This is a genomic window from Collinsella bouchesdurhonensis (genome assembly GCF_900155365.1).
GTDB classification, from domain to species: domain Bacteria; phylum Actinomycetota; class Coriobacteriia; order Coriobacteriales; family Coriobacteriaceae; genus Collinsella; species Collinsella bouchesdurhonensis.
Genome location: NZ_LT699739.1, coordinates 381,190 through 406,882 on the forward strand (window position 1 = coordinate 381,190; position 25,693 = coordinate 406,882).

General features: G+C 56.9%; 21 protein-coding genes. 5 read left to right on the forward strand and 16 right to left on the reverse strand.

The window, feature by feature from the left end:
* The 14 genes from ftsY to rpmB all read right to left on the reverse strand — a co-directional run bounded on the left by ftsY (window position 1) and on the right by rpmB (window position 13,941).
* On the reverse strand, window positions 1–924 hold the full coding sequence (gene ftsY, locus BQ9843_RS03750) for a signal recognition particle-docking protein FtsY (protein WP_075843929.1): 924 nt from the start codon (window positions 922–924) through the stop codon (window positions 1–3).
* Window positions 925–4,461, reverse strand: coding sequence for a chromosome segregation protein SMC (gene smc / locus BQ9843_RS03755; RefSeq protein ID WP_075843930.1), 3,537 nt, complete (start codon window positions 4,459–4,461; stop codon window positions 925–927).
* 11 nt (window positions 4,462–4,472) lie between these two features.
* Window positions 4,473–5,180, reverse strand: coding sequence for a ribonuclease III (rnc, locus tag BQ9843_RS03760; RefSeq protein ID WP_075844118.1), 708 nt, complete (start codon window positions 5,178–5,180; stop codon window positions 4,473–4,475).
* A 25-nt stretch (window positions 5,181–5,205) separates the two neighbouring features.
* The gene (locus tag BQ9843_RS03765) at window positions 5,206–5,448 is read right to left on the reverse strand and encodes an acyl carrier protein (RefSeq protein WP_022387507.1); all 243 of its coding nucleotides are present in this window, start codon (window positions 5,446–5,448) and stop codon (window positions 5,206–5,208) included.
* A gap of 90 nt (window positions 5,449–5,538) precedes the next feature.
* Window positions 5,539–6,558 (reverse strand): phosphate acyltransferase PlsX, encoded by a 1,020-nt coding sequence (plsX, locus tag BQ9843_RS03770; RefSeq protein WP_075843931.1) that lies wholly within the window; start codon window positions 6,556–6,558, stop codon window positions 5,539–5,541.
* A gap of 119 nt (window positions 6,559–6,677) precedes the next feature.
* Entirely contained in the window at window positions 6,678–6,857 is a 180-nt protein-coding gene (gene rpmF / locus BQ9843_RS03775; protein WP_022387509.1) for a 50S ribosomal protein L32, read from the reverse strand.
* A 122-nt stretch (window positions 6,858–6,979) separates the two neighbouring features.
* The gene (locus BQ9843_RS03780) at window positions 6,980–7,534 is read right to left on the reverse strand and encodes a YceD family protein (RefSeq protein WP_075843932.1); all 555 of its coding nucleotides are present in this window, start codon (window positions 7,532–7,534) and stop codon (window positions 6,980–6,982) included.
* 2 nt (window positions 7,535–7,536) lie between these two features.
* Complete coding sequence (locus BQ9843_RS03785) at window positions 7,537–8,040, reverse strand: ATP synthase subunit B family protein (protein WP_022387511.1); 504 nt, start codon at window positions 8,038–8,040, stop codon at window positions 7,537–7,539.
* Between the two features lie 86 nt (window positions 8,041–8,126).
* Complete coding sequence (coaD, locus tag BQ9843_RS03790; protein ID WP_075843933.1) at window positions 8,127–8,624, reverse strand: pantetheine-phosphate adenylyltransferase; 498 nt, start codon at window positions 8,622–8,624, stop codon at window positions 8,127–8,129.
* 41 nt (window positions 8,625–8,665) lie between these two features.
* A complete protein-coding gene (gene rsmD / locus BQ9843_RS03795; RefSeq protein ID WP_075843934.1) occupies window positions 8,666–9,268 on the reverse strand; it encodes a 16S rRNA (guanine(966)-N(2))-methyltransferase RsmD in 603 nt (200 codons plus the stop codon).
* Window positions 9,265–11,439, reverse strand: a complete 2,175-nt coding sequence (gene recG / locus BQ9843_RS03800) for an ATP-dependent DNA helicase RecG (RefSeq protein ID WP_075843935.1) — start codon at window positions 11,437–11,439, stop codon at window positions 9,265–9,267. The genes rsmD and recG overlap by 4 nt, the downstream gene beginning before the upstream one ends.
* Before the next feature lie 10 nt (window positions 11,440–11,449).
* Complete coding sequence (locus BQ9843_RS03805; protein WP_075843936.1) at window positions 11,450–13,114, reverse strand: DAK2 domain-containing protein; 1,665 nt, start codon at window positions 13,112–13,114, stop codon at window positions 11,450–11,452.
* A 29-nt stretch (window positions 13,115–13,143) separates the two neighbouring features.
* Window positions 13,144–13,497: an Asp23/Gls24 family envelope stress response protein gene (locus BQ9843_RS03810; RefSeq protein ID WP_022387516.1), complete on the reverse strand. Its 354-nt coding sequence runs from the start codon at window positions 13,495–13,497 to the stop codon at window positions 13,144–13,146.
* 255 nt (window positions 13,498–13,752) lie between these two features.
* Window positions 13,753–13,941 carry a 50S ribosomal protein L28 gene (rpmB, locus tag BQ9843_RS03815; RefSeq protein ID WP_022387517.1) on the reverse strand — a complete coding sequence of 63 codons (189 nt, stop codon included), beginning with the start codon at window positions 13,939–13,941 and terminating at the stop codon, window positions 13,753–13,755.
* Between the two features lie 594 nt (window positions 13,942–14,535).
* Between rpmB and adhE the strand changes: the two genes are divergently transcribed.
* Both adhE and BQ9843_RS03825 read left to right on the forward strand, forming a co-directional pair.
* On the forward strand, window positions 14,536–17,181 hold the full coding sequence (gene adhE / locus BQ9843_RS03820) for a bifunctional acetaldehyde-CoA/alcohol dehydrogenase (protein ID WP_022387518.1): 2,646 nt from the start codon (window positions 14,536–14,538) through the stop codon (window positions 17,179–17,181).
* A 101-nt stretch (window positions 17,182–17,282) separates the two neighbouring features.
* The gene (locus BQ9843_RS03825) at window positions 17,283–18,050 is read left to right on the forward strand and encodes a phosphotransferase family protein (protein ID WP_075843937.1); all 768 of its coding nucleotides are present in this window, start codon (window positions 17,283–17,285) and stop codon (window positions 18,048–18,050) included.
* A 125-nt stretch (window positions 18,051–18,175) separates the two neighbouring features.
* Here the strand turns inward: BQ9843_RS03825 and BQ9843_RS03830 are convergent, their stop codons facing one another.
* Window positions 18,176–18,847: a thiamine diphosphokinase gene (locus BQ9843_RS03830; RefSeq protein WP_230205573.1), complete on the reverse strand. Its 672-nt coding sequence runs from the start codon at window positions 18,845–18,847 to the stop codon at window positions 18,176–18,178.
* 139 nt (window positions 18,848–18,986) lie between these two features.
* A complete protein-coding gene (locus BQ9843_RS03835) occupies window positions 18,987–19,688 on the reverse strand; it encodes an HAD family hydrolase (protein ID WP_230205574.1) in 702 nt (233 codons plus the stop codon).
* Window positions 19,689–19,957: 269 nt separating this feature from the next.
* Between BQ9843_RS03835 and glgB the strand changes: the two genes are divergently transcribed.
* Genes glgB through BQ9843_RS03850 form a run of 3 tightly spaced genes read left to right on the forward strand, consistent with a single transcriptional unit; the run spans window position 19,958 to window position 25,689 of the window.
* Complete coding sequence (gene glgB / locus BQ9843_RS03840; protein WP_075843939.1) at window positions 19,958–22,084, forward strand: 1,4-alpha-glucan branching protein GlgB; 2,127 nt, start codon at window positions 19,958–19,960, stop codon at window positions 22,082–22,084.
* Window positions 22,081–24,510 carry a glycogen/starch/alpha-glucan phosphorylase gene (locus BQ9843_RS03845; RefSeq protein WP_075843940.1) on the forward strand — a complete coding sequence of 810 codons (2,430 nt, stop codon included), beginning with the start codon at window positions 22,081–22,083 and terminating at the stop codon, window positions 24,508–24,510. Before glgB ends, BQ9843_RS03845 begins: the two co-directional genes overlap by 4 nt.
* A 30-nt stretch (window positions 24,511–24,540) precedes the next feature.
* On the forward strand, window positions 24,541–25,689 hold the full coding sequence (locus BQ9843_RS03850) for a glucose-1-phosphate adenylyltransferase (RefSeq protein ID WP_075843941.1): 1,149 nt from the start codon (window positions 24,541–24,543) through the stop codon (window positions 25,687–25,689).
* Window positions 25,690–25,693 lie beyond the last annotated feature (4 nt).

Genomic DNA, 25,693 nt, shown 5'->3' on the forward strand with positions numbered 1-25,693 from the left:
CTACTCCTTGTCGCCGTTGCCCACCAGGGCACGGCAGAACTCGTGGGCATCAAAACGCTGCAGATCCTCGACCTGCTCGCCCACACCGATACGGAAGATGGGAAGCTTGAGCTTGGAGGCAACAGCCATGGCGATACCGCCTTTGGCCGTGCCGTCGAGCTTTGTCATAATGATACCGTCAAGACCCAGCGCCTCATTGAACTCCAAGGCCTGATTCAGGCCGTTTTGTCCCGTTGCGGCATCAATTACAAGAACCACGCGCACGGGCATGGGGCCCGCTGCCGCAGAGGCGGCGCGCTTGCGCGTGACATTAACCACCTTGGCAAGCTCGCGCATAAGGTCGGCGCTTGTGTGCAAGCGGCCGGCGGTATCGATCAACACCAGCTCGCTTCCGCACTTGTCGGCCTCGTCCAAGACGTCATAGCAAACGCTCGCAGGGTCGCTGCCTCGATCACGCTTGACAACGGAAACGCCCGCGCGCTTGCCCCAAACGTCCAGCTGCTCGATTGCGGCAGCGCGAAAGGTGTCGGCGCTGCCGATAATCACGTTTTTCCCCTCATGGGCAGCGGCACTGGCAATCTTTCCCACCGTAGTGGTCTTACCGGCTCCGTTAATACCCACGAACAAGACGACGGAAGGCGTGTCGTCAAAGGGATCGAACTCAGGGCTCACAAAGGTTTCGGACAGGCGGTCGATCAGCGCCTCGCGCAACTGTCGAGCGGAGGTAAGATTGCGCTTCGCTGCCATATCGCGCAGATCATCGGTAACCTGCATGGCGATGTCGGCGCCCATATCGCCCATGACGAGCGTATCCTCAAGATCCTCCCAGAAGTCCTCGGTAACGTCGCCGCCAAAATAGAAAATCTGGTTAAGCGCCTCGCGACTGCGCTCAAGTCCACGCGAAAGCGAATCAAAGAAACCCATCTACGCGTTCACAACCTTTCCGGTCTCTCGGTCGAGCCTCTGGCTAACCACGCGGCTCACGCCGTCGGCCTGCATCGACACACCATACAAGACATCAGCATCTTCCATCGTACGACGCTGATGAGAGATAACAAGCAACTGAGTGCTTTGACGCAAAACATCGATGGCGCCGATGAGCTTAGACAGGTTGGAGTCGTCAAGGGCGGCCTCAACCTCGTCGAGCACATAAAACGGCACCGTACGCGTACGATAGACCGCAAACAGAAGCGCCAAAGCCGTCAGACTCTTTTCGCCACCGCTCATAAGCATCATCTTGGTGATGCGCTTGCCGCGTGGCTGCGCCACCACCTCGATACCGGTCTGCGCGGGATGCTCGGGGTCGGTCATCTCGAGATGCGCCTGACCACCCGGGAAGAGCATGGAGAAGACCTCGCGGAAATTTGCATCGACGGCCTCGAAGGTCGTCAGGAACTGACGGCGCATCTTTCGGTCGATGGCCTGAGAAATCTTCGTAAGCGAAGTGCGGGCGCTCTCGAGGTCTGCCAGCTGAGTGGCAACATAATCCGCACGCTCGCGAAGACGCTCATACTCCTCGAAAGCCACCTGATTCACCGGGCCCAAATTGTTGATCTGACGCGCAAGGTCGGCAAGCTCGCGCTCGCAGGCCGCGCGGTCGTCGGGCGCAGGCAGAGAAAGCGCCTCCTCGAGCACTGTCTTGCCATCGGCGGTAATGGCCTTGATGGCTGCCTCGACTTGCACCTCGAGCTTGCCTCGTGCAACCTTGACCTCGCCCTGAGCGGCCTTGGCCTCATCAACCTCACCTTTTGCACGCTCCACTTCGGCGCGCGCGTCGGCGATTGTCTTCTTAAGCGACGCGGAGTCGGCCTCCTCGATAGACGCCTGATCTCGCAAACGAGCAGCCCAGTCAAGAGCGCGCTCAGACAAGGCTTGATAGCGGTCATGCAACGGATCGACACGAAGGCGCAAGACCTCAAGCGAACGCGATGCCTGACGCGTGGAGCGAATGCGGCGGTCAATCCCTTCGAGCCGATGCTCGAGCTCAGGTTTACGAGCTTCAAGACTGCGCAAGCGTTCGGAAGACTGTGCCAAACGGACCTTGGCATCAGCGAGCTTGCTCGCAGCCTCGGAATCTTCGCGGCGTAGCGCCTCGAGTTCGTCGCTTGCATCCTCGATCTCGAGAGCAAGCGAATCGGCGCGTTCGCGCTCGGAATCACGCGTCGTCGCGAGTTCATCCAGACGTGGCTGAGCCTCGCGTACGGCGCTCGCCGACTGCTCACGACGGCGCTCAACCTGCTTGCGCTCGGATTGCGATTGGTTATACGACTGCTCCAAGCGACCGATTTCAGAAAGCAAGGAGCGCTTTTCCCCCTCGATACGAGCGATATCGCCCGCAACCTCCGCCTCAGCGGATCGCGCCTGAGCCACGGCGTCGGAAGCCTCCGAAACCTGATGACCGGCATGTTCGAACACGGAGGAAAGATCGGGCTCAAGGCCCTCGAGAGTGCGGATACGGCGCTTGCGCTCAAGTGCGCCATCGGCGGCATCGCCCGCAGAACCGACGCGAACAGCGCCACCGGAAGTAACGCGTGCGCCGTCGCGCGTCACGTACATGACGCCCGGAATGGCGGGGGCGCCAAGAGCCTCGTCAAGGGAATCGACAACATAGACGCCGCCGAGGATGGACGCCACAGCACAAGCAAAACCATCGCGAACACTCAGGCGCTCAACCAACCGGAAACCAGCAGCGCTGGCAGCCGGGTCTGTACCCGCAGCATCGCACGAAAGCAGCAAAGCCTCACCAGAAGCGCCCTTCTGCTCGACAGCAAAGGAACCCAAACGGGCAAGTGCCTGCTCATCAGTAGTGACCAAAGCATCGATATCGGAAGAAAGCAGGCTTTCCACTAAAGACTCAAGGTCTTCTGGAGCCTCGATAAGATCGCCCAGTCGCGCAGCGATATCCCCAGCATGGGAATTTGCAATGGTAGAAGTAAGCGGAGAGGCACCTTTTGCGCGCTCGTCGAGCTTTTTCAAACTGGCAAGCTCGCTTCTCACTTCGGAAAGATGCTGGCGAGCTTCGGTCTCGCGAGCACGAAGCTCCTCAAGAGCACGCTGGGCAAGATCAATGGCGCCCTTCGCGTCCTCGCGGCGCTGGGCCGTCGAGGTGAGTTCGGCATCGAGCTCCTCTGCACGACTCCGGCGGTTTTCGAGAGAGGCCGCCAAATTTTCCATCTGCTCATCGAGCTGGTCGAGACGCGATGCATACATCGAATCCTCGAGCTCCGCATTAGAGATCGTCTCTTTGACCTTGACGTATTCAAGCGCCGCTGCATCGGCGGCACGCTGGGCATCACGCTGATCGCGCGTGAGCGCGGTGATGGAAACGTCAAGCTCTTTACGACGCGCATGGAGCTTCTCGGCTGCCGGAGCAGCCTCGTCCACATCCTCTCGCGCAATATGCGCTGCAGCGCGCACCTCATCAAGTTGGGCAGAAATCTGTTCGAGCTCGTCCGCAACGCGTTTACGCTGATGTTCAGAAGAAGATAGCGTGCCGCGCATCTCGGAAAGTCGAGACACCATGTTGCGGCCCTTTTCTTCGAGCAAGCGCATATCGGAGCCAATGCGGCCCACGACATCTTGCATATGGCGACGCTGCTCGCCAAGGTCGCCGACGAACAGGCCCTTTTCCTCAAGCATGACCTGGAGCTTCTCAAGCTCGCGCTGTTTCTCGCCCAAGCGATAGTTCGCAAGCTCGAACGCAGCATCGGCCTCACGCGACGAAGACTCCATATCGCCCCAGGAAGCCTGGAGGCGGCGCAGCTCATCAACAGCAAGAATCTGCGTAAGCTCGTTGGCTCGATCGGTAAGGTCGCGGTACTTCCTCGCTCGATCAACCTGACGCTCAAGGGGGCGCAGCTGGCGGGTAATCTCGCGATTGATATCGCGAGCACGCTTGAGATGCTCATCCATGGAAGCAATCTTTTTGAGCGCGCGCTCCTTGCGACGCTTGTGTTTGGAAATGCCGGCCGCCTCTTCAATCAGAGCACGGCGCTCCTCAGGACGGCTTTGCAAGATGGCATCGAGTTTTCCCTGGCTGATGATGGAATGAGTATCTTTGCCCAGCCCGGAATCATGCAGGATATCCTGGATGTCCATAAGCCTGCAGGGGCTCGAATTAATCAGATACTCCGACTCGCCCGAACGATACATGCGCCTCGTAACGGCGACCTCGTTAAAGTCGACCGGAAGCATATGGTCAGAATTATCCAAAACAAGAGTGACCTCCGCCACGCCAACGGGTTTTCGCGCCGACGAGCCGGAGAAAATGACATCTTCCATGGCCTGGCCGCGCAGCTGCTTGGCACTCTGTTCGCCCAAAACCCAAAGGATAGCGTCTGAAATATTGGATTTACCCGAACCATTGGGACCCACGATAACCGTCAGTCCGGGTTCGAAGGACATATGCGCACGATCGGCAAAGGACTTAAAGCCCTTGAGTGTCAGGGACTTGAGATACACCTATGCCTCGCTTATCCAAGCTTTTTCTTCAAAATGACGCCGTTATGCGTGTAGCCCATACGCTCGAGTGCGTCGAGAGCAGCTGCGGCTTCGGCCTCTTTCTTTGAAGATCCCGTACCGCGCCCACGGCGAATGCCATCGACGAGCGCAACCGCCGTGAAAGTGGGCGCATGCGCAGGACCGCTCGTGTCCACAAGCTTATACGCAGGAGGATCAAAGCGGTCACCCTGCACACACTCCTGCAAAAAGGATTTGGGATTCGAGGGATGCTCGGCACGCTCGGTTGCCAGATGCGGCTTGAGCGTACGCGAGATGAACGCCTCGGCAACATCCCAGCCACCATCGAGGTACATGGCGCCGACAAGAGACTCATAGACGTTTTCGAGCGCGGAGTGCATGCCGCGCGCGCCCGTCCCCGTCTCGGAGGCACCAAAGACGATGCATTTGTCGATACCAAGCTCGAGGCCTACATCGGAAAGCGTGGCGCCAGAAACCAGCGACACCTTAAGGCGCGTCAACTTGCCCTCATCAAAATTGGGATAGGCTTTAAACAGGGCAAGCGCCACAATAGAGCCCAAAATCGAGTCGCCCAGAAACTCCAAGCGCTCGTAGGATGCAGAGACGGGCTGGCCTTCTACAGCAGAAGGATGCGTAATGGCAGAACGAAGCAAATCGCGATCGGTAAACGTATAATCACAGATCGCCTCCGCCCGATTCATTTTTTCAGCGATCGAATACACGCGCTCATTCCCCCAGAGCGGACTTGATGGCTACGATAGCCTCCGCTACAGAATTGATTGCTTCGAGTTTCTCATCATCGATCTCGATATCGAACTCGTCTTCCATCGCAGTAACAAGCTGGAGGCGATCGAGAGAATCGGCATCAAGATCGTCAAATGTGGTCTCTTCGGTGATCTCATCGGCATTGATGCCGAGTACATCGCTAGCGATGTCGGCAACCTTCTCAAAAATCTCAGAATGCTCCATTGTGGGCTCCTTTCACCCATACACGGACACGGCACGCGGCCGCGACGCATTAACAGTGTGATTTTACCGCATCGGCCCAACAGAGACCGGTTAGCGAACGATGTTCTCCATGGATGAGGCGAGCTTATCCACGAGACCCTCGCGAACGGCATAGGCAGAAGCCAGCGTACCGTTTTTAATAGCCTCCACACTGGTGGCTCCATGGCCAATAAGGACAACGCCACGAAGGCCCAAAAGAATCGCTCCGCCCTTGGCATCGCCCGAAAGCTTGGCCTTGAGCTCTTTTAACCCGTCCTTAACGAGAAGCGCGGCGATCTTTCCGCCCAAAGACCCCATGAGCACACCTTTAAGCTCGCTCATGAGCAGCTTTGCGGCTCCCTCGGTTGCCTTAAGCGCAACGTTTCCGGCAAAACCATCGGTAGCAACAACATCAAAGTTACCGGAGGTCAAGTCCGTGCCCTCGCAGTTACCCGCAAAGCCCGGCACGCTCTTGCCCATGTGCAAGAAACACTCTTTGGTGAAATGCGATCCCTTGGTGTCCTCGGAGCCGTTGGACAAAAGGCCTACACGAGGATTTAAAATGCCGCAGACGACCTTCGCATACGTAGCACCCATCTGAGCAAAACGAACGAGGTCTTCCACTTCGACATCGGGATTGGCTCCCATATCGCACAAAACGGTCAAACCGCCCTGCCGGTTAGGAAGCGCCGAGGTAAGGCACGGACGAATAGGGCGACGTGTGCCCTCGCTCTCGTACTTAAAAGGAGTTACATAGGCGGTGGCGGCAGCGGTGATGGCACCGGTAGCGCCGGCGGAGAAAAAAGCATCCGCCGTGCCCTTTTTGACGGCTCGGCAACCAATCACCACCGACGACTTGCGCTTATGCATGACAGCCTGAATGGGATCGTCCTCCATCGTGATGACATCGGGAGCCACCAGCGGCTCGACGCGCTCATGCTTCTTTGCAAACGCCTCGACAATATCCTGAGGACCCACGGCCACAACGGTAAGATCGGCATCGGCAGCAAGCGCGGCCTCGATGCCGGCCATGACGACCGACGGTTCCTCGTCTCCGCCCATGACATCCACGCAAACACGAACCTTATCCATGAACTCTCCCTCTATAGCGAAATGGCCGACTCGAAGAGCCGGCCATGTCTGTTCCAGATCTATCACGCCATGCAAAACAAGATCGATGATGCAGCGCGCAGCATTACCTTAAGCAAAAGCTACTCGGTAACGATGACCTCGCGATCCTTGTAGAAGCCACAGTTGGGGCAGACGTGATGCGGAAGCTTGACGGCGCCGCAACGAGGGCAAACGGAGCGAGACGGGGCGTCAATCTTCATGTTGGCGGAACGACGGGTGTGCACAGCTCCACGACCCTTTTTTTGCTTAGGTACTGGCATGATGACCTTCCTTATACATAACTATTGCCTGGCACAATTACGCGCAAGCACCGATACTATCACATTCCACTGGGTTTTGGTGGAAGTTTTTCTCCATCAAGAGTTGACCATACAATAGCGGTCTACTCATCAAACTTAAGATTTTTCAATGCCGCAAAAGGATTGGAATCCGAAGCGGCATAATCGTCCTTCTGCTTATCCTCACATGCGCAGGGAGCCTCGTTAAGATTCGCTCCGCACGTGGGACAAAGGCCAGCGCAATCGGGACGGCAGAGAACCACAAAAGGCGTGTCCATCACGACGGCATCGGCAATGGCATCAGAAAGATCGATGGTGCGGTCCTCGCTCACAAGCTCGAACCCGTCCTCATAGCTCTCCGGGTCCTCTGGCTCCTCAAAGAGGTAGTACTCCTCGATCTCGCCCGCGACCTCAAAGTGGGCAACATCGAGACAGCGATCGCACTCGCCGGTGACATGCGCGCGAACGATACCCGTAGCAAGAACGCCGTCGCCGGTATTGGTGAGCATCACATCATAGGAAATGCCATCGTCAAGAGAAAAGGACTTCTCCCCCGCTTTATAGGTCGCGGCATCGATGTGCCCAGCGACCGGGAGGGTATCGCCGGGATTCTCGATTTTGTCCTCAAGGCTGACGACAACAGAAGCAAACTGCGACATGATTACCAAGCGCCATTCTGCTGAGCGGAGTTAGCGCCCTCGTTGAGCTGCTGACGACAACGGGCAACCGTGCCGGTCAAGCTCTTGAGGTTCTCCTCAAGGTGAGTGAACACCTGCTCGGCATAGTCCTCGGCAGCATAGCGCGTCTCGCGCTCATACTGCTGGGCACGATCGCGAATATCATCCGCCTGCTGCTGAGCCAGACGAACAATCTCCTGCTCGCCCGCGATAGTGAGCGCCTGCTGCTGGGCATCGGCGATAATCGAATCGGCCTGTGCGGTGGCGCTGGCCATCAACTCATCGCGCTCCTTGAGGATGCGGCGGGATTTTTGCCATTCCTCCGGATAGCTCATGCGGATCTCGTCAAGAATATTGAAGAAGACCTCCGTTTCGATGACCTTGAACTGCTGGTTCTTGCCGAAAGGTGGCCTTGCTTCCTCGATAAGCCCCTCGAGTTCGTCTACGAGGCTTTCGATCCTCTCGCCAGGAAAGTTGTCCCCAGCCATCCTGTCTCCCTTCGTTTGCTTATAATCAACCGATAATAGTAGCACATGAACAGTATCGCCTTGCACAAAGTGGTGGCTTGTGTTGCTTACTTGAATCGCTCCGCAAGGGCATGCGCCACATTGTCGGGAACAAAGCCGGACACATCGCCCCCAAGCGAGGCAATCTGCCGCACAACCGAAGACGAAATATAACCATACTGCGGAGCGCTCATCACAAAAATCGACTCAAGGTCTGCATCCAGGCGATAGTTTAAATCGGCCTGCTGCAATTCGTACTCAAAGTCGGTCATAGCGCGAAGGCCTTTGACAAGAGCGCCCGCCTTAATCTCATGGGCAAAATCAACCAGGAGGCCGCAAAAAGGCCTCACTTGCACATTCTCAAGATCGACAAGAGCCTCGGTAGCAAGTCGGACGCGCTCATCAAGGGAAAAAACGGGACCGCTACCGCCTTTACCAAGCGACTCGGCAACAGCAACCGTCACCTGAGAGAACATACGGGATGCACGTCGCACCACATCGATATGACCATATGTGATAGGGTCAAACGTACCGGGGACGAGTGCATGGTCGATGGTTTTAATCATAATCTGCCTTCGTTGGTGGTTATAGTTAAAGCAAGCTAAAGCTAGCGATCGATATCCTCGATGGTAAGCGAGCCGTCGAAACGCAAAAGATCGACAGCGGTAGAGCCGTAGCGCTTCTCGCGCTCGACAATAAAGCCATCCGGCCGCGGCCCTTCGTCCGCAGCAGCATGCTCGACGAGAACAAGAGCGCCGGAAGCCAGCAATCCCGATTTGACAAGGGATTCCGCAAGTTGCGTGGCCGGGTCTGCCCCCAACGCATACGGAGCGTCGACCATCACAAGGTCGAACGGCGCTCCCTCAATACGACCGCGCGCTGCCGAAGCAAGGCAATCGGCGCAAAATACGCGATACGATGAGCGTGGAGCACAGAGCGACTCAAGATTTTTGCGCACCAGAGCCGCGGCAGAACGATTGATGTCAAAAAAGGCGGCGAAAGCAGCACCGCGCGAGAGCATCTCGATTCCCAATGCGCCTGATCCCGCAAAGGCATCGAGCACCCGAGCGCCTTCGATCCCCTGAGGAAGCGAAGAGTCGACCATCGATGCCATGGCCTCCCTCACGCGATCGGTCGTAGGCCTTGTGACGTCTCTCCCCTGCGGCTCGGCGATCTTGCGCCCACGCCATTGTCCGGAGATGATTCTCATCCTCCGCTTACCTCCTTAAAGATATTTCCATACCGTTCGACAACCTGCAGGCGCAACGGAAGCGTAGCCTGCGAGGACAAAGTAGGAGCATACCGCAAAAGCTCGCGCGCGTCCTCGTGTGCCGCCTCGATAATATCGGTGTCGGCATCAAGATCGACAAAGCGCAAGGTCACACCGCCATGCTGACGAAGCCCCAAAATCTCTCCCTCATGCCTAAGACGAAGGTCCTCCTCGGCAAGCGTAAAGCCGTCGTTGCTCTTCTCGAGCGATTCGAGCCGGTCGCTCGCAACAGTATGTTTAGAACTCGAAAGCTGCGAGAGGACAAAACACGAACCGGGCAAGCTGCCACGGCCCACGCGTCCACGGAGCTGATGCAGCGTCGCCAAACCAAATCGCTCGCCGTTTTCGATAATCATCACCGTGGCTCGGGGAACATCCACACCCACCTCGACCACCGTGGTCGCCACGAGAATATCCACCTCTCCTCCGCGGAAGGCATCGATCACGCGGTCCTTGTCACGCGGGGAGAGGCGCCCATGAAGCGCGGCTATACGTGCCTCGGGGAACAGATGGGACAGGTGCTCGACCTCCGATTCGACAGAATGCAGATGTTGGGCCGAAACAGGGCGCCCCAGCTCATCGAGTTCCAAGCCAGGTTGGACGTCAAGCTCATCTTGATCGTCCTTTTCGCAGACAAGTGGGCAAATAACGTATGCCTGCTGGCCCTCTTCAAGAGCAGCGCGCAGCGCGCCATAGGCGATATCACGATTTGCATCGGCAAGAACGCGCGTTGTCACACCCGCACCCGCAACGGGCCTATGCTTGATAATGCTCGTCTCAAGGTCACCGTAAACCGAAAGCGCGAGCGTACGCGGAATCGGGGTAGCGGTCATAACGAGCAAGTCGGCGCCGGGCCCTTTGGCACGCAAAAGATTACGCTGTCCCACACCAAAACGATGCTGCTCGTCAATCACCACAAGCGAAAGATGCGAAAAGACAACGTCATCCCCCAGCACAGCGTGGGTTCCAAAGAGGATGTCGAGCTCGCCGCAGCCAAGGGCAAGCAGGATACGGTCGCGCTCTGCAGCAGATGTCGATCCGGTAAGCAACGCGCAGCGCACGCCAGCTTGCTCGAGAACGGGCATGCATGAAGAAGCATACTGACGAGCCAACACAGAGGTAGGCGCCATTACACAGGCCTGTGTGCCCGTATCCGCGCACGAGGCCAGTGCAACCATCGCGACGGCCGTCTTTCCCGTTCCCACATCGCCCAAGAGTAAACGATTCATAATGCGATCAGAGCTTTGCATGTCAGTCAAAATCTCATCGACAGCCGCTTGCTGCTCGTCGGACAGCGCAAAGGGAAGAGACTTCAAGACAGCAGAAACGTGCTCCTTGACCATATGCTTCACAGGAGTAATGCCCAATAGATTAGCGTCGTTGCGCAATCGAAGGGCGAGCTGCAGGTATAGGACCTCATCATAGGCAAGCCTGCGGCGAGCAAGCGTGACCTCGGCGAGAGACGAAGGAAAATGAATGGAGCGCAACGCGCGCGAGATGCTCATAAGGCGGCGTCGTGAGCGCAGTTTGGCGGGCATAGGATCGCAAAACACATCCGCTGTCTCGCAGGCAACAGAAACAATACGGCGCATCCAGGCTGCGCTCAGGCCCTCGCACGCACCGTGCACCGGCACAATCGCGCCCAGGGAGGAAGACGAATCGAGTCGCTCATAATGCGGTGAAGCCATTTGTTTAAAGCCGTAGGCAAACTCCACCTTCCCCATAACGGCAAGACGGTCACCAGGCTTGAGCTGCTTTGCAATCCAGGGCTGCTTGAAAAACGAAACGCGCAGAACACCCGAATCATCTACAAGCATCACCTCAGTCACAATCAGACGAGGCCTCGGGCGTTTTTCCATCACGCGATCCACGGTGGCTATGATGGTGCACACCTGCCCCAGCGGCGCGGTCTCGATACTGTAGCCACGCGTGAAATCGAGATAGCGCCGCGGAATATGAAGGAGGAGGTCCCCCACCGTCTCGATACCGAGCCTACGGAGAGCCTCCTCACGTGCACCCGAAACATATTTAAGACGCGAAACATCCTGCGCAAGGATGCCCGTCCGAGAAAGACGCGCGGAAGCCTCGGGTGTCATAATTGCGCGCGTCATATCGCACGTCCTATTCGATCGAGAAGATCACCGGATAGAGCGGCTGCTCACCACGGTGCGAATCGATCTCAAGATCAGGCTGGGCCTCCTCGATAGCAGAAAGGAGGTCTTCGAAGTCATCATCAGACATATCGGCGCCGGCGAGAATGGTGAGTGTATCGCCCTCCTCCTCGTCTTGCATGCGATTGATGCAGTCGACGGTGACCTGGGCCACATCGGAGCCTACGATATCGATAGAGCCAGAGATGATGCCCATGACGTCGCCGGCATGAATCGGGCTGCCATCGGAAGCGGAGCTATCGCGGACAGCGGTCGTAACCTCGCCATCGCGTACTTCGGAGACAGCCTCTGTCATGGTCTCGACAACCTCATCGAGCGAAGCGTCAGGAACAACGGTAAACAGAGCCGAGAAGGCCTGGGGAACGGTCTTGGTGGGAACAACTGCAACGCGCTTGTTCTCGCAAGCAGACGCAGCGGCCTCGGCTGCCATACGGATATTGCCGTTATTGGGAAGGATGATGACGGATTCAGCGTTCACCTGGTCCACTGCAGCCAAAAGGTCGGCAGTGGAGGGATTCATGGTCTGTCCGCCAGAGACGATCATATCGACACCGAGCGACTTCAGGATCTCGGCCTGGCCGGAACCGGCAGCCACGGCAACAAAACCGAGCGGCTTCGCGGGCTCGGCGGCGGCAGCCTGATCGGCCTTGATCTTTGCAGTGCGCTCGTGGGACTCCATATCCATGTTGTGGATGAAGACCTCGTAGACCTGGCCGTACTTGAGCATATGAGCCAAAATCTTATCGGGGGTATTGGAGTGCACGTGCACCTTATAGTCGGGGTAAGCGCCTACGAGAAGCTCGCAATCGCCCATGGAGGCGAGGAACTTGAGGCACTTCTCCTCATCGAACTTCTTCTCTGCCTTGAAGAGGAACTCGTTGCAATAGCGGAACTCAGAGCCCTCCCAGTCATCATTGGCCTCAATCTCGACACGACCGAGCGCGTTTTCCTTCGCAGAGCTGGCATCGGCATCAAACGTAGCCGAAAAGCCCTCGATATTGGACGTGCGGCCCAAGGCAGCCGAGACGAAATTCTCGACAAAGATGGCAAAACCGAACGCACCGGAGTCGACCACGCCGTTCTCCTTGAGAACGGGCAGCAAGTCGGGCGTACGCGCCACAGACTGATAGGCCTCGACCACGATGGCGTCAAGCGCATCGGCGGGAGTCATTTTCTTCTTGGCACATTCATCAGCCTTGGTGGAAATATCGCGCAGCACCGTAAGAATGGTGCCCTCCACCGGCTTACGAACAGCCTGGAAAGCGACTTTCACGGCGTTGCGAAGGGCTGCAGCGATATCGGCGGCGCTCACGGGGTTACTCGCCGAGATAAGGCCTTCAGCCACACCTCGAAGAATCTGCGAAGTAATAACACCGGAGTTACCACGAGCGCCCATGAGGGAGCCATGGGTGATGGCAGCGGCGATAGCCTCGATATTGGCATCTGCGGGCAGCTCCGCCACCTCCTTGACGACAGAAGCCAAAGTCAAGGACATATTGGTACCGGTGTCGCCATCGGGCACGGGGAAGACATTGAGCTTGTTGATCTCCTCGGCCTTATCGGCTACCGCTTTCGCGGCAATGGGAAAGCAGGTGCGGATGGTATTGGCAATCATATTGGGTGAATCTCCGAACAAGAAGAGGGTTAGCCGCGGGACTTAAGGGCATCGACGTGAATGGCGATCTTGAGGTGAGCCGGGTCGATCTGGGCAATCTCGGCCAGGGTGAACGACACCGAGCTCGTGAGGTTCGCACAGACGGACTTCATGTTGACGCCATTTTCGAGCACGACATGAAGGTCCACGACAAGACCGTCTTCGGTGCTCGACACCATGACGCCCTTGCGCAGACGCTGGCCGGGAAGAAGGCGCACGCTCTCGGCGCCCTGAAGCTGCTCGGCCATGCCAACCACGCCGTAGCAAGACATAGCGGCATACCCAGCGATATCGGCGATGACGTCGTTAGAGACACTCAAGGTGCCAGGAATGGTTTCACACACAGAAATCTCCTTTCCAGATGCATACCAAGCATCGGTTTGCGGGAGCAATCATCCTTGTATTTTACAACGCAAGCGCATGTAAATCAGTAATCAATCAAGCGCACACATGATGAGCGGAGTACGGGTGCGGCATGAATCCTCAACAAACAGATGGCTATCGATCCGAGATATCAAAAAAGCCACCCGAAGGTGGCTTTCAAGTTCGTGACGGAGCCGATGTATCGGCATGTTCACGCGTGGCTGCCGCGAAAGAACTTAGGAACGGGCGACCTTGCCGGACTTAAGGCAGGAGGTGCAGACGTTCATCTTACGACGCTGGCCGTTGACGACAACGTAGACACGCTGAATGTTGGGACGGAACTTGCGGATGGAGACGCGGTGAGAGTGGCTGACAGAGCGACCAGCAACGGGGTGCTTACCGCAGATTTCGCAAACTTTGGACATGTGTAACCCTCCTTGGGCGGCGTATGTTGTTGATGCCGCGTGAACAAACAGCATTGCACTATATCACAGAAATGAAATAGTGCGCGATATTTACACAATGAACTTGGAAAACCATAGATACGTGGAGCAGACCGTTCCCAAGCAAATGCGCAGGCTATCATACCCCACTTTCGCCTGCGTGCAAGAGCTAAAAGTGAAGAGTGGCGATTATGGGCGCCGGCAGCGCACTTATCGCACTTATATATAAGGTCGAGCCCATCTTCCGCAATGGACCAATCTTTAGGGGCGCGTTTACGTTAAGACAGAATAGCTTCTTTCGATTTCTTTATTGAAACGCTTCATCTTTCGATTCAAACGAAGAAACGACACCTGGGCGTAAAAACGATGACGATATAGCTATTCATCTGCGAAATCCCAGAGGAACAAACCGTTTGCCTCCTCCAGATTCTCGCCATAATTGAATACCGAAATCGAAAGTGAAACGCTTCATTTATGCCATTTATCGACAAAAAGCTACCGCTCGCATCCAAACGCGCATGTATGTCATAGAATTTCAGCTCGTAGGCACAGCCCAACTAAGAGGAGGAGCTTAGCATGGCAAAAAAGCCAACGACTGACGCCGCGCCCGAGATCGTGGACAACATCGACGCCCTCGAGGCAAAGCTCGCGCGCATGCGTGAAGCGCAGAAGGTCTTCGCCACCTATACCCAGGAGCAGGTCGATAAGATCTTCTACGAGGCAGCCCTCGCTGCGAATAAGGCCCGTATCCCCCTGGCCAAGATGGCCATTGAGGAGACCGGCCGTGGCGTTCTTGAGGACAAGATCATCAAGAACCACTACGCCGCCGAGTATATTTATAACGCTTACAAGGACACCAAGACCTGTGGCGTGCTCGAGCGCGACGAGGCTTATGGCATCACCAAGATCGCTGAGCCCATCGGCATCGTCGGTGCCGTCATCCCGACCACCAACCCCACTTCTACTGCGATCTTCAAGACTCTGATTTGCCTGAAGACGCGCAACGCAATCATCATCTCCCCGCACCCCGCTGCTGCCAAGTGCACTATCGCCGCAGCCAAGCTCGTGCTCGACGCCGCCGTCAAGGCCGGTGCTCCCGAGGAGATCATCGGCTGGGTCGACGTACCTTCCATCGATTTGACCGGCAAGGTCATGGCTGACGTCGATATCATCCTGGCCACCGGTGGCCCGGGCATGGTCAAGGCCGCCTATAGCTCCGGTAAGCCCGCACTGGGCGTCGGCGCAGGCAACACCCCCGTCGTCATCGATGACACTGCCGACATCAAGCTGGCTGTCAACTCCATCATTCACTCCAAGACGTTCGACAACGGTATGATCTGCGCCTCCGAGCAGTCCGTGACCGTCATCGATAGCGTCTACAAGGAGGTCAAAGAGGAGTTCACCCGCCGCGGCTGCTACTTTGTCAAGAAGGGCAAGGAGCTCGAGGCCCTGCGCGAGGCTATGTTCAAGAACGGCGCTCTCGACCACCGCATCCCCGGCATGGCTGCCGCCAAGATCGCCGAGCTCGCCGGTATCGAGGTTCCCGCCAAGACCAAGATCTTGATCGCCGAGGTCACCTCGACCGACCCCGAGAAGGAAGAGTTCAGCCACGAGAAGCTCTCCCCCGTCCTCGCCATGTACCATGCCAAGGACTTCCAGGAGGCAGTGGACAAGGCCGAGCACCTCGTGCTCGCCGGCGGCCCGGGTCACACCGCGTCGCTCTACGTCCACCCCGCCCAGAGCGAGAAGATCTCCCTGTTCGAGAACACCATGAAGGCCTGCCGCATCGTCATCAACACCCCCTCCTCGCAGGGCGGCATCGGTGACCTGTACAACTTCGGCATGAAGCCGTCCTTGACCCTGGGCTGCGGCTCCTGGGGCGGCAACTCCGTCTCCGAGAACGTTGGGGTGAAGCACTTGATCAACGTCAAGACCGTCGCGGAGCGCCGCGAGAACATGCTGTGGTTCCGCGCTCCCGAGAAGGTGTACTTCAAGAAGGGCTCCACGCCTGTGGCGCTCGACGAAATCGGCCGCGTCATGGGCAAGAAGCGCGCCTTCATCGTGACCGACCAGTTCCTGTTCAAGAATGGCAACACCCGCGCTATCGAGGCTAAGCTCGACGAGATGGGCATCGCGCACGACTGCTTCTATGATGTTGAGCCCGACCCCTCCCTGCAGTGTGCTCGCCGTGGTGCCGCCCAGATGCGCCTGTTCGAGCCCGATGTGATCATCGCCGTCGGCGGCGGCTCCGCCATGGACGCCGGCAAGATCATGTGGGTCATGTACGAGCATCCCGAGGTCAACTTCGAGGATATGGCCATGGACTTCATGGATATCCGCAAGCGCGTCTACACCTTCCCCGAGATGGGTCAGAAGGCCTACTTCGTCGCCGTCCCCACCTCTTCGGGTACCGGTTCCGAGTGCACGCCGTTCGCGATCATCACCGACAAGGAAACCGGCATCAAGTGGCCGCTTGCCGATTACCAGCTGATGCCCAAGATGGCTATCGTCGACGTCGACAACGCCATGACCGCCCCGCGCGGCCTCACCGCTGCTTCCGGCATCGATGTCATGACCCACGCCATCGAGTCCTATGTCTCCATCATGTCTTCCGACTACACGCGTGGCCTTTCCGAGCGCGCTGCCAAGCTCGTATTCGAGAACCTGCCCTCCAGCTTTGAGAACGGCGCCAAAGACCCGCATGCCCGCGAGGAGATGCACAACGCCTCCTGCATGGCCGGCATGGCATTCGCCAACGCCTTCCTGGGCCTCAACCACTCCATGGCCCACAAGCTCGGCGCCTTCCATCACATCCCGCACGGCCTGGCAAACGCTGTCATCCTGACGCGCGTCATGCGCTACAACGCTGCTGAGGCACCGGTCAAGATGGGTACCTTCTCGCAGTACCCCTACCCCAACGCGCTGCACGCCTACGCCGACATGGCCCGCTATTGCGGCATTGAGGGCAAGGACGATGCAGAGGTCTTCGAGAACTTCATCGCTAAGCTCACCGAGCTGTGCGATTTCATCGGCGTTAAGAAGACGATCGCCGAATACGGTGTGGACGAGAAGTATTTCTTGGATACACTTGATGAGATGACCGAGCAGGCGTTCAACGACCAGTGCACCGGCGCCAATCCGCGCTACCCGCTCATGAGCGAAATCAAGGAGCTCTACCTGGACGCATACTACGGCCGTGAGCCGCAGAGCTACGGCGTCTAACAGTAGCAACTTCGGGTTTGAGGGGAGGTAACACGCAATAGGCGGTTACCTCCCTTTTTCATACGTCGGTTGCCCATCTGGGCAGAAGGGATGCATCGATCATGAAACTTCCGGAGAACAAGGTCGAGCTGGTAAAGCGCGGCAACAAGGTCGTCTATGACCTGGGCGATAAGATGGTGAAGGTCTTCAACGAGACAAAACCGCTGTCCGATGTCTTCAACGAGGCGCTCAACCTTGCCCGCATCAACGAGTGCGGCATCCGCAGCCCTCAGGTGCTGCAGGTATCCGAAATCGAAAACGGTGGTGGCTGGGCCATGGAGACCACCAAGATCCCCGGCACCGTGATGGCGGAGAAGATGCAGGCGGAGCCCGGTCACTTCTACGAGTATCTCGAGCAGTTTGTGGACCTCTTGATTGAGATTCACAGCTATCGCTGCCAGCAGCTCAACCGCCAGAAGGACAAGTATTCCCGCATGATTAAGAGCCTCGACGGAATCGACGGCACGACCCGCTACAACCTCCTTGAGCGTCTTGATGGCATGAAGAAGGATACGTGTGTGTGCCATGGCGACTTCAATCCCACGAACATCATCATTGGTGAAGACGGCAAGCTCTATGTCTGCGACTGGGCTCACGCCACCCAGGGTGAGCCTGCGGCAGACGCAGCCATGACGTATCTGCTCCTCTCCATCCAGGACAAGCAGCAAGCCGACACCTTCCTTGAAATGTATTGTGACCGCTCCGGCACGCCGATGCAGGTTGTGCGTCAGTGGATGCCTGTTGTCGCCGCCTCAGAACTTGCCCGCAACCGTGAAGGCCAGGATCGTGACGCGCTCTTGAGCTGGGTCGATGTTGTGGACTATCAGTAAGCCACAGGTGCGTCTGGGCCGTTAGTCGAGCCGTATATCAACCCAAGCAACCCGAACACATAACGCCGCGGGTCGATGCGAAATTGCATCGACCCGCGGCGTCTATCGTTAAAAACCAAGAATTGTTAGCAATAAAGCCAGCAGGCGATTACGCCTTCATGACATTGAACGCTAGCCCGAGATGATTCAACAACATTGGAGATGCCCCAGTCGGAGAGCAAGGGCATTTGAGCATGATCGACATTCCAGCAAAAACCTTGCTCAGACACTTCCGCCCCAACGCTTACGGGAATGCACGAAAAACGGCGACCCTGGGCCGCGCAAATCTCCCAAGCGTCATTCGCATGAAGAATCCGCGCTTCAAAATCGTCTTCGATAACGCGAACAGAGGATCGTGCTCCGGCAAGACGCCCGAGCACGCCAAGCGCATGATCGGGAGCGCCTCCAGACACGCATGTACACACAATCTCGGCAAGAGGCCAGCGCTTCTCGATCGCACGCAACGCCAGGGCAAGATCGGTCGCATCCTTATGGGGGTCATAGCGCTCAACCTCAAAAGAAGCAGCCTTGATACGCGATTGTGCCTCCTCGACAAGGCGAAGACCGCGCTCCCCCACCGTATCGGCATCGCCGCAAAACAGATCGCACGAAAGACCGGCATCGAGAACGGCATCTAAGCCGCGATCGACCGCAACGATATGAGCACAGCCCCGTGCCGCACAACAAATCGTTTTAGCGGAAGAGCGATCTGGGGAGCCACCGACGATGAGAACACAATCGACATCCGAATTAGACAAGGCCCTCATCTCCCTCAAACCCTTCGTACACCTCGATATCGTCAAGATAGGCGGCCTGTGCAGCCTCTGCACGTCGCCGCATCAGCTCTGCACAGAGGCCACAATGAGAACATCCATTTGCGCAGAGCTGCCCGGGAATTCAGTCCTCATACGAAAGAATGCGATCAAGTGTGAGCTCGGTAAAGGAATCGATGAAGATATCGCAATTCGCCTGGACGTCCGAACGGGGGGCACGGCCTTCGGGATCAAAGATGCCCACACGGCGATACCCCGCAGAAGCGGAGCTGATAAGACCGAACGGCATGTCCTCGAATACCCAGACATCCGTATGGTCGACATCCTTCATGCCGTGGATCTCGCCCAGCTTTTCCAGCGCCAAATTGTATACATCCGGATGGTCTTTAGAAGCACCGGCGTCTGCCGTCGTGACGATTACATCGAAGTAACGACCGATGCCCAACGCATCAAGACCGATTTGAACCGACTCCGCAGGGGTTGATGTGGCAATAGCCATCGGAATGCCCGCATCATACGCAGACTTCAAGAAATCGGCTACTCCCTCGCGGACAGAAACCTCTTCACTGTAGCCGCGCGCAAGCATGCCCAAAAGACGGTCATAGACCTCTTGCGCGTCTTTACCGACGCCCCACTTACGATGGTATCCCTCGCACTCGCCCATAACGGAAAGGGACTCGAATTCGGCAAAATCATCAGCCACGGTATCGACACCGTACGTCTTGAGCAGTGCAGGCTGTATGCGCAGCCACATTCCCATGGACTGCAAAATAGTGCCGTCGCAATCAAAGATAAATGCACGGGGCATCTTCTGGTCGAGTGTCATAAAATCCCCTCTCGGAAGACTGGCCTGGAACGAAAAACCAATACATCAAACAGTGTCCATGGTAGCAAAACACCAAACCAAGACGAAGGACACCGAAAGCCGCGCATCTAAATCGAAAATACGATAATCGTAAGTTGTCAAGCGTCGTTCACCCATGGATTAAAATCGACCGCCCCGCGCTCCCATGAGCAGGAAAGAGCTGGGAAGTGCTACCTTAAAAAAGGTTATTTTTTCCTTGGAAGACCCCGACATTCGATGGACTGATTATCGTGAGCAAACAAAACGAAACCCTTGCCACAACCACCGTCGAGTCCTCCCTCGCCATCAGCAAAGACGATATCTATCTATTTGGCCAAGGCACTTGGCTCGGCTGCGCCGAAAAGCTCGGCTCCCACCCCGACATCGAAGATGGAACCCGCGGATGGAGTTTTGCCGTTTGGGCACCAGCGGTCCGAAGCGTAAGCGTTGTTGGAGATTTCAACGCGTGGACACCGGGGACGCATCCCCTTGCACGCGTGCATCAAAGCGATATCTGGCAGGGCTTTATCTCCGGACTCAAGGCCGGTGAGCTGTACAAATACGCGCTGGAAACGGATTCTGGGGAGATCCTTTTCAAGGCAGATCCCATGGCAGTGGCAGATGAGCTTCCGCCGGGAACTGCCTCGAAGCTGTGGTCGCTCGATGGCTACAAGTGGAACGATGAGCTATGGCTCGAGCAGCGCCGCGCCTCAAACCACATGAAACAGCCCCTCAATATCTATGAGGTGCACCTGGGCAGCTGGAATCGCCATGGCAATGAGCCCCAGGGAGAGCCGCGCGAAGATGGAACCTATCCCGGCCCGGGCGACCCCTTCCCCGCCCAGCGTGGAACGTATTACAGCTACCTCGACCTTGCGCAGGAGCTTGTGCCGTACGCAAAAGATATGGGTTATACCCATATCGAAATCTTGCCGATAACCGAGCATCCCTTCGACGGATCATGGGGCTATCAAACAACGGGCTACTACGCTACCACGGCGCGCTTTGGGACGCCTCAGGAGTTCATGCAGCTTGTCGATACCGCCCACCAAGCAGGTATCGGCGTCATCATGGACTGGGTCCCCGGCGGATTTTGCGCAGATGCCCATGGTCTCGCCACGTTCAATGGGCATATGCTCTACGAACACGAGATTCACCCCAACTGGGGAACGCACAAGTTCGACTTCTCGCGCCCCGAGGTAGTGAGCTTTCTTACTGCCAACATCTTGTTCTGGCTCGAGAACTTCCATATCGATGGCATCCGCATGGACGGCGTCTCGAGCATGCTCTATCTCAACTTCGGAATCGACAACGAATCCGATAAAAAATTCAACGCCCTAGGAACCGAGGAGGACCTGGATGCCAGCGCCTTCATTCGCTCCGTCAACACCTGTGTGTCCGAGCGCATGCCCGACGTGATGATGATCGCCGAGGAATCCACAGCTTGGCCCCTCGTCACCTATCCGCCAAGCGAAGGCGGCTTGGGCTTCCACTACAAGTGGGATATGGGATGGATGAACGATACCCTGCATTACATGCAAACCGATTTTCCCTGGAGACCCGGCAATCACGGACTGCTTACGTTTTCGATGATGTACGCCTTTAACGAGAACTTCGTGCTGCCGCTCTCACACGACGAAGTCGTCAACGGCAAATGCTCACTGATCGGCCGTATGCCCGGAGATTGGTGGCGCCAGTTCGCCGGCATGCGCACGCTCGCGTTTTACCAGATAACGCACCCGGGAGCAAAGCTCAACTTCATGGGCAATGAAATCGCTCAGTTCATCGAATGGCGCTACTACGAGTCCATTCAGTGGTTCTTAACACATGAATACGAGACCCACCGCAACCAGCAGCAATTCGTCAAAGCCCTCAACGCGTTTTATCTCGAACAACCCGCACTCTTTGAGCGCTCCTACACTCCGGACGGCTTTGAGTGGATCGATGCCGACAACGCCGATCAGTCCATTGTGACCTTTGTGCGCCATGGCGACGACCCAAAAGACGACCTGCTCATCCTTATCAACTTCGACCCGGCATCCTATGAGCGATTCCGTATAGGCGCCCCATGCGAAGGCGACTGGAAGCTCGTCTTCAATAGCGATGATGCGCGCTACGGAGGCTCTGACTATCCCGTGCGCGAGCTTGTTTCAAGCGAACCGGTTGCCTGGAACGGCAGGGAGAACTCAATCGAAACTCCCGTACCCGGTCTTGCCGGCCTTGTATTCCGCAGGATTGGGCCCTCGAGCTACGTGCCGCCCAAGGCATCCGCGCGCAAGCGTTCAAAGACCCCCGCTAAGGCATCTGCCAAAGCGTCCATTAAAACCAAAAAGAAGAAATCCCAGCGCAGCAGCGCACGCAAAGGAGAGAATGCATGACAAAGATTTTCGAAACCCCACAGCAGTTCGCCGATGAATATCTGCGCGTTCTGACCGCCGAAGTTGGAAAGGACCTTGCCGGCTGCACCAACACCGAGCGCTACCAGGCACTCGCCAAACTTATTGCCCAAAAGGCAAACCAGCAGTTTGCGCAGTCCGACTCGGAAAACGCCAAAAGCGACAAGAAAAAGGTCTACTATTTCTCGCTGGAGTTCCTGCTTGGTCCCCTGCTCGATAACTACCTGCTCAACTATGGTATCCGCGATGTTGTCACCGAGGGCCTGGACAGCATGGGCATCAAGCTCGACGATGTCTTGGCCGAAGAGGGAGACCCTGGCCTGGGCAATGGCGGTCTGGGCCGCCTTGCCGCCTGCTTCCTCGACTCTATGGCCGCCGAGGGCATCTTGGGCTTTGGCAACGGCATGCGCTACCGCTACGGACTCTTCCGTCAAAAAATCGAGGGCGGACGCCAAGTCGAGGTAACCGATAACTGGCTCGACAAGGGCTACCCGTGGGAAACGCGACATGACGAGAGCTCCGTCATCGTTCGTTTTGGCGGAGAGGTTGTTCGCCATGAAGACGAAAGCGGAAAGTTCTGGTTTAGCCAAGAGGGCGGAGAGATGGTAAAGGCCGTCCCCTATGACGTGCCCATCATTGGCATGGATGGCAAGACCGTGAATCGTCTGCGCCTGTGGAGCGCCGAGCCCGCACAAGAGGACTTCGACCTTGATGCATTCAACCGTGGCGATTACGCCGCTGCCGCGAAGTTCCGCACCGATGCCGAGGCGATCTCGGAAATCCTGTATCCCAACGATGCAGGCGAGCATGGTCGCATCCTGCGCCTTAAGCAGGAGTATCTGTTCGTTGCCGCCGGCCTTGCGTCCATCATCCGCAACTTCAAGTTCGATCACCCCGATGCCGACTGGAAACGCTTCCCCGAGCTCGTGGCAATCCACACCAACGACACGCACCCCGCCATGTGCGGCGCCGAACTGATGCGCCTGCTGGTGGATGAAGAAGGCCTGGATTGGGATACCGCCTGGGACATCGTGACCAAGAGCATTTCCTACACCAACCATACTGTTCTTCCCGAAGCCCTGGAAAAGTGGCCGATCGATACCTTCCAGCGCCTTCTTCCGCGTGTCTACATGTACATCGACGAGATCAATCGCCGCTATATGGAATCCTTCCCGCGCGAGGGCGAAGGTTGGCAAGATCGCCTGCGCAACACCGCTATCCTTTGGGATGGACAGGTGCGCATGGCAAACCTCTCCGTCGTCTGCTCCCATTCCGTCAACGGCGTGGCACAGATTCATACCGACATCCTCAAGCGCGAGACGCTGCATGATTTCTATGCGATGACGCCCGAGAAGTTCAACAATAAGACCAATGGCATCTCGCCGCGTCGCTTCCTCGCAAACGCCAACCCCTCGCTTGCCCGGCTCATCACCGAAAAGATCGGTGACGGCTGGCTGCGCGACGCCGAGGAGCTCAAGCGCCTTGAAGCCTTTGCAAATGACGATGCCTTCCTCGATGCGCTCGCTGCATCCAAACGCGAGAACAAGGAGCGCCTCGCTCGCTACATCGCTACGCAGACCGGTGTTGAGCTCGATGTGGATTCCATCTTCGACGTTCAGGTCAAGCGCTTCCATGCCTACAAGCGTCAACTGCTAAACATCTTCAAGGTCATGGACATCTACAACAGGATGCTTGCAGACCCGAGCTACAAACCGCATAAGACTTCGTTCATCTTCGCGGGCAAAGCAGCAAGCGCGTACACCTTTGCCAAGGAAACGATTCGCCTCATCAACTCCGTGGCCGACGTTGTGAACAACGACGAGCGCGTCAACGACTACATCAAGGTCGCCTTCGTTCCCAACTTCGCCGTTTCCAACGCCCAGCTTATCTACCCCGCTACCGAAATCTCCGAGCAGATCTCGACGGCTGGCAAAGAGGCGTCGGGAACCTCGAACATGAAGCTCATGATGAACGGAGCCCTTACCCTGGGCACCCTCGACGGCGCGAACATCGAAATCGCCGAGCTTGCGGGTATGCAAAACGAAAAGATCTTCGGCATGAAAGTCGATGAAGTCGAGGCACTGCGCCGCGGCAACTACTTTGCATGGGACGTGGTGAACAACGATCGTGAACACATTGGCCGCTGCGTCAAGCAGCTCGTCGATGGCACCTTTGGTGCGCTCTCCGGCAACTTTGAGAGCATTCATGCCGAACTCATGAACAACAACGACTACGACTTTGTCATCGCCGATTTCGCGAGCTACACGCAGGCCTGGCGCGAGCTTACGGATTCCTACGACGACACACGTGAGTGGCAGCGCAAGGCACTGGCCAATATCGCGAATTCTGGGCACTTCTCGAGCGACCGCACCATCCGTGAGTACGCTCGCGATATCTGGCACGTATAGGTAACCGTCAATCGGCAAAAGGAGAAACCGATGAGCAAGAAGGAATGCATTGCCATGCTCCTCGCAGGAGGACAAGGCAGTAGGCTGGGTGCATTAACCAGCAAGATCGCTAAACCAGCCGTCTCCTTCGGCGGCAAGTTCAGGATTATCGACTTTTCGCTGTCGAACTGCGCCAATTCGGGCATCGATACGGTGGGAGTGCTTACGCAATATCGCCCCTACCTCCTCAACTCCTACGTGGGCTCTGGCGAGGCATGGGATCTGGACGAGCGCGGCGCCGGCGTATCGATTCTGCCCCCTTACGCCACACAGGAAGGCGGCAGCTGGTACGCAGGGACCGCCGATGCCGTTGCGCAAAACATCGGCTACATCAAAGAGCATGACCCCGAATATGTTTTGATTCTTTCTGGCGACCATCTCTATCGCATGGATTATCGCAAGATGCTCAAGTCGCATATCGAGCATAACGCCGATCTCACGATTTCGGTCATGCCCGTACCCTGGGAAGAGGCCAGCCGCTTCGGCATCATCACCAAGGACCCCGAGGACGATCGCATCCTCAAGTTTACGGAGAAGCCCGAGAAGCCCGATTCCAACCTTGCCTCCATGGGCATTTACATCTTCAGCACCAAGCTTTTGATTGATGCCCTCGAGGAAGATGCCCTCGACCCGCGCTCCAGTCATGATTTTGGCAAGGACATCATCCCCAAACTTCTTGAAGAAAACCGCCGTCTGTACTGCTATGAGTTCCATGGCTTCTGGAAAGACGTCGGCACCATTTCGAGCTTCCACGAAACCTCGATGGATCTGCTGGGCGAAAATCCCGAGTTCGACCTGTTCGACAAGAACTTCCCCATCATGAGCAACGTCACCACGCGCCCACCGCACTACATTGGATCAGATGCGCGCGTCGAGGATTGCTTGATCTCAAATGGATGCAAGGTCTTTGGCTCCGTGCGCCACTCCATCATCTCGACCGACTGCGTAATTGACGAGCGCGCCGTCGTTGAGGATTCGGTGCTGCTACCCGGCGCCCATGTCAAGGCCGGCGCCCACGTGGCCCGTGCGATTCTGGGCGAAAACTCGACGGTCGAAGAAGACGTCAAGCTCGGCAGCGTTGACGTTACAAAGGACACCGCCGTCGTTGGTAATGATGTCGTGATCGGGAAGGGGGAATGAACCG

Coding starts and splice junctions, on each gene's coding strand:
- ftsY (WP_075843929.1), bottom strand. CDS start 924: ATGGGTTTCTTTGATTCGCTTTCGCGTGGACTTGAGCGCAGTCGCGAG.
- rnc (WP_075844118.1), bottom strand. CDS start 5,180: ATGAATCGGGCGGAGGCGATCTGTGATTATACGTTTACCGATCGCGAT.
- BQ9843_RS03765 (WP_022387507.1), bottom strand. CDS start 5,448: ATGGAGCATTCTGAGATTTTTGAGAAGGTTGCCGACATCGCTAGCGAT.
- plsX (WP_075843931.1), bottom strand. CDS start 6,558: ATGGATAAGGTTCGTGTTTGCGTGGATGTCATGGGCGGAGACGAGGAA.
- rpmF (WP_022387509.1), bottom strand. CDS start 6,857: ATGCCAGTACCTAAGCAAAAAAAGGGTCGTGGAGCTGTGCACACCCGT.
- BQ9843_RS03780 (WP_075843932.1), bottom strand. CDS start 7,534: ATGTCGCAGTTTGCTTCTGTTGTCGTCAGCCTTGAGGACAAAATCGAG.
- BQ9843_RS03785 (WP_022387511.1), bottom strand. CDS start 8,040: ATGGCTGGGGACAACTTTCCTGGCGAGAGGATCGAAAGCCTCGTAGAC.
- coaD (WP_075843933.1), bottom strand. CDS start 8,624: ATGATTAAAACCATCGACCATGCACTCGTCCCCGGTACGTTTGACCCT.
- rsmD (WP_075843934.1), bottom strand. CDS start 9,268: ATGAGAATCATCTCCGGACAATGGCGTGGGCGCAAGATCGCCGAGCCG.
- recG (WP_075843935.1), bottom strand. CDS start 11,439: ATGACGCGCGCAATTATGACACCCGAGGCTTCCGCGCGTCTTTCTCGG.
- BQ9843_RS03805 (WP_075843936.1), bottom strand. CDS start 13,114: ATGATTGCCAATACCATCCGCACCTGCTTTCCCATTGCCGCGAAAGCG.
- rpmB (WP_022387517.1), bottom strand. CDS start 13,941: ATGTCCAAAGTTTGCGAAATCTGCGGTAAGCACCCCGTTGCTGGTCGC.
- adhE (WP_022387518.1), top strand. CDS start 14,536: ATGGCAAAAAAGCCAACGACTGACGCCGCGCCCGAGATCGTGGACAAC.
- BQ9843_RS03825 (WP_075843937.1), top strand. CDS start 17,283: ATGAAACTTCCGGAGAACAAGGTCGAGCTGGTAAAGCGCGGCAACAAG.
- BQ9843_RS03835 (WP_230205574.1), bottom strand. CDS start 19,688: ATGACACTCGACCAGAAGATGCCCCGTGCATTTATCTTTGATTGCGAC.
- BQ9843_RS03845 (WP_075843940.1), top strand. CDS start 22,081: ATGACAAAGATTTTCGAAACCCCACAGCAGTTCGCCGATGAATATCTG.
- BQ9843_RS03850 (WP_075843941.1), top strand. CDS start 24,541: ATGAGCAAGAAGGAATGCATTGCCATGCTCCTCGCAGGAGGACAAGGC.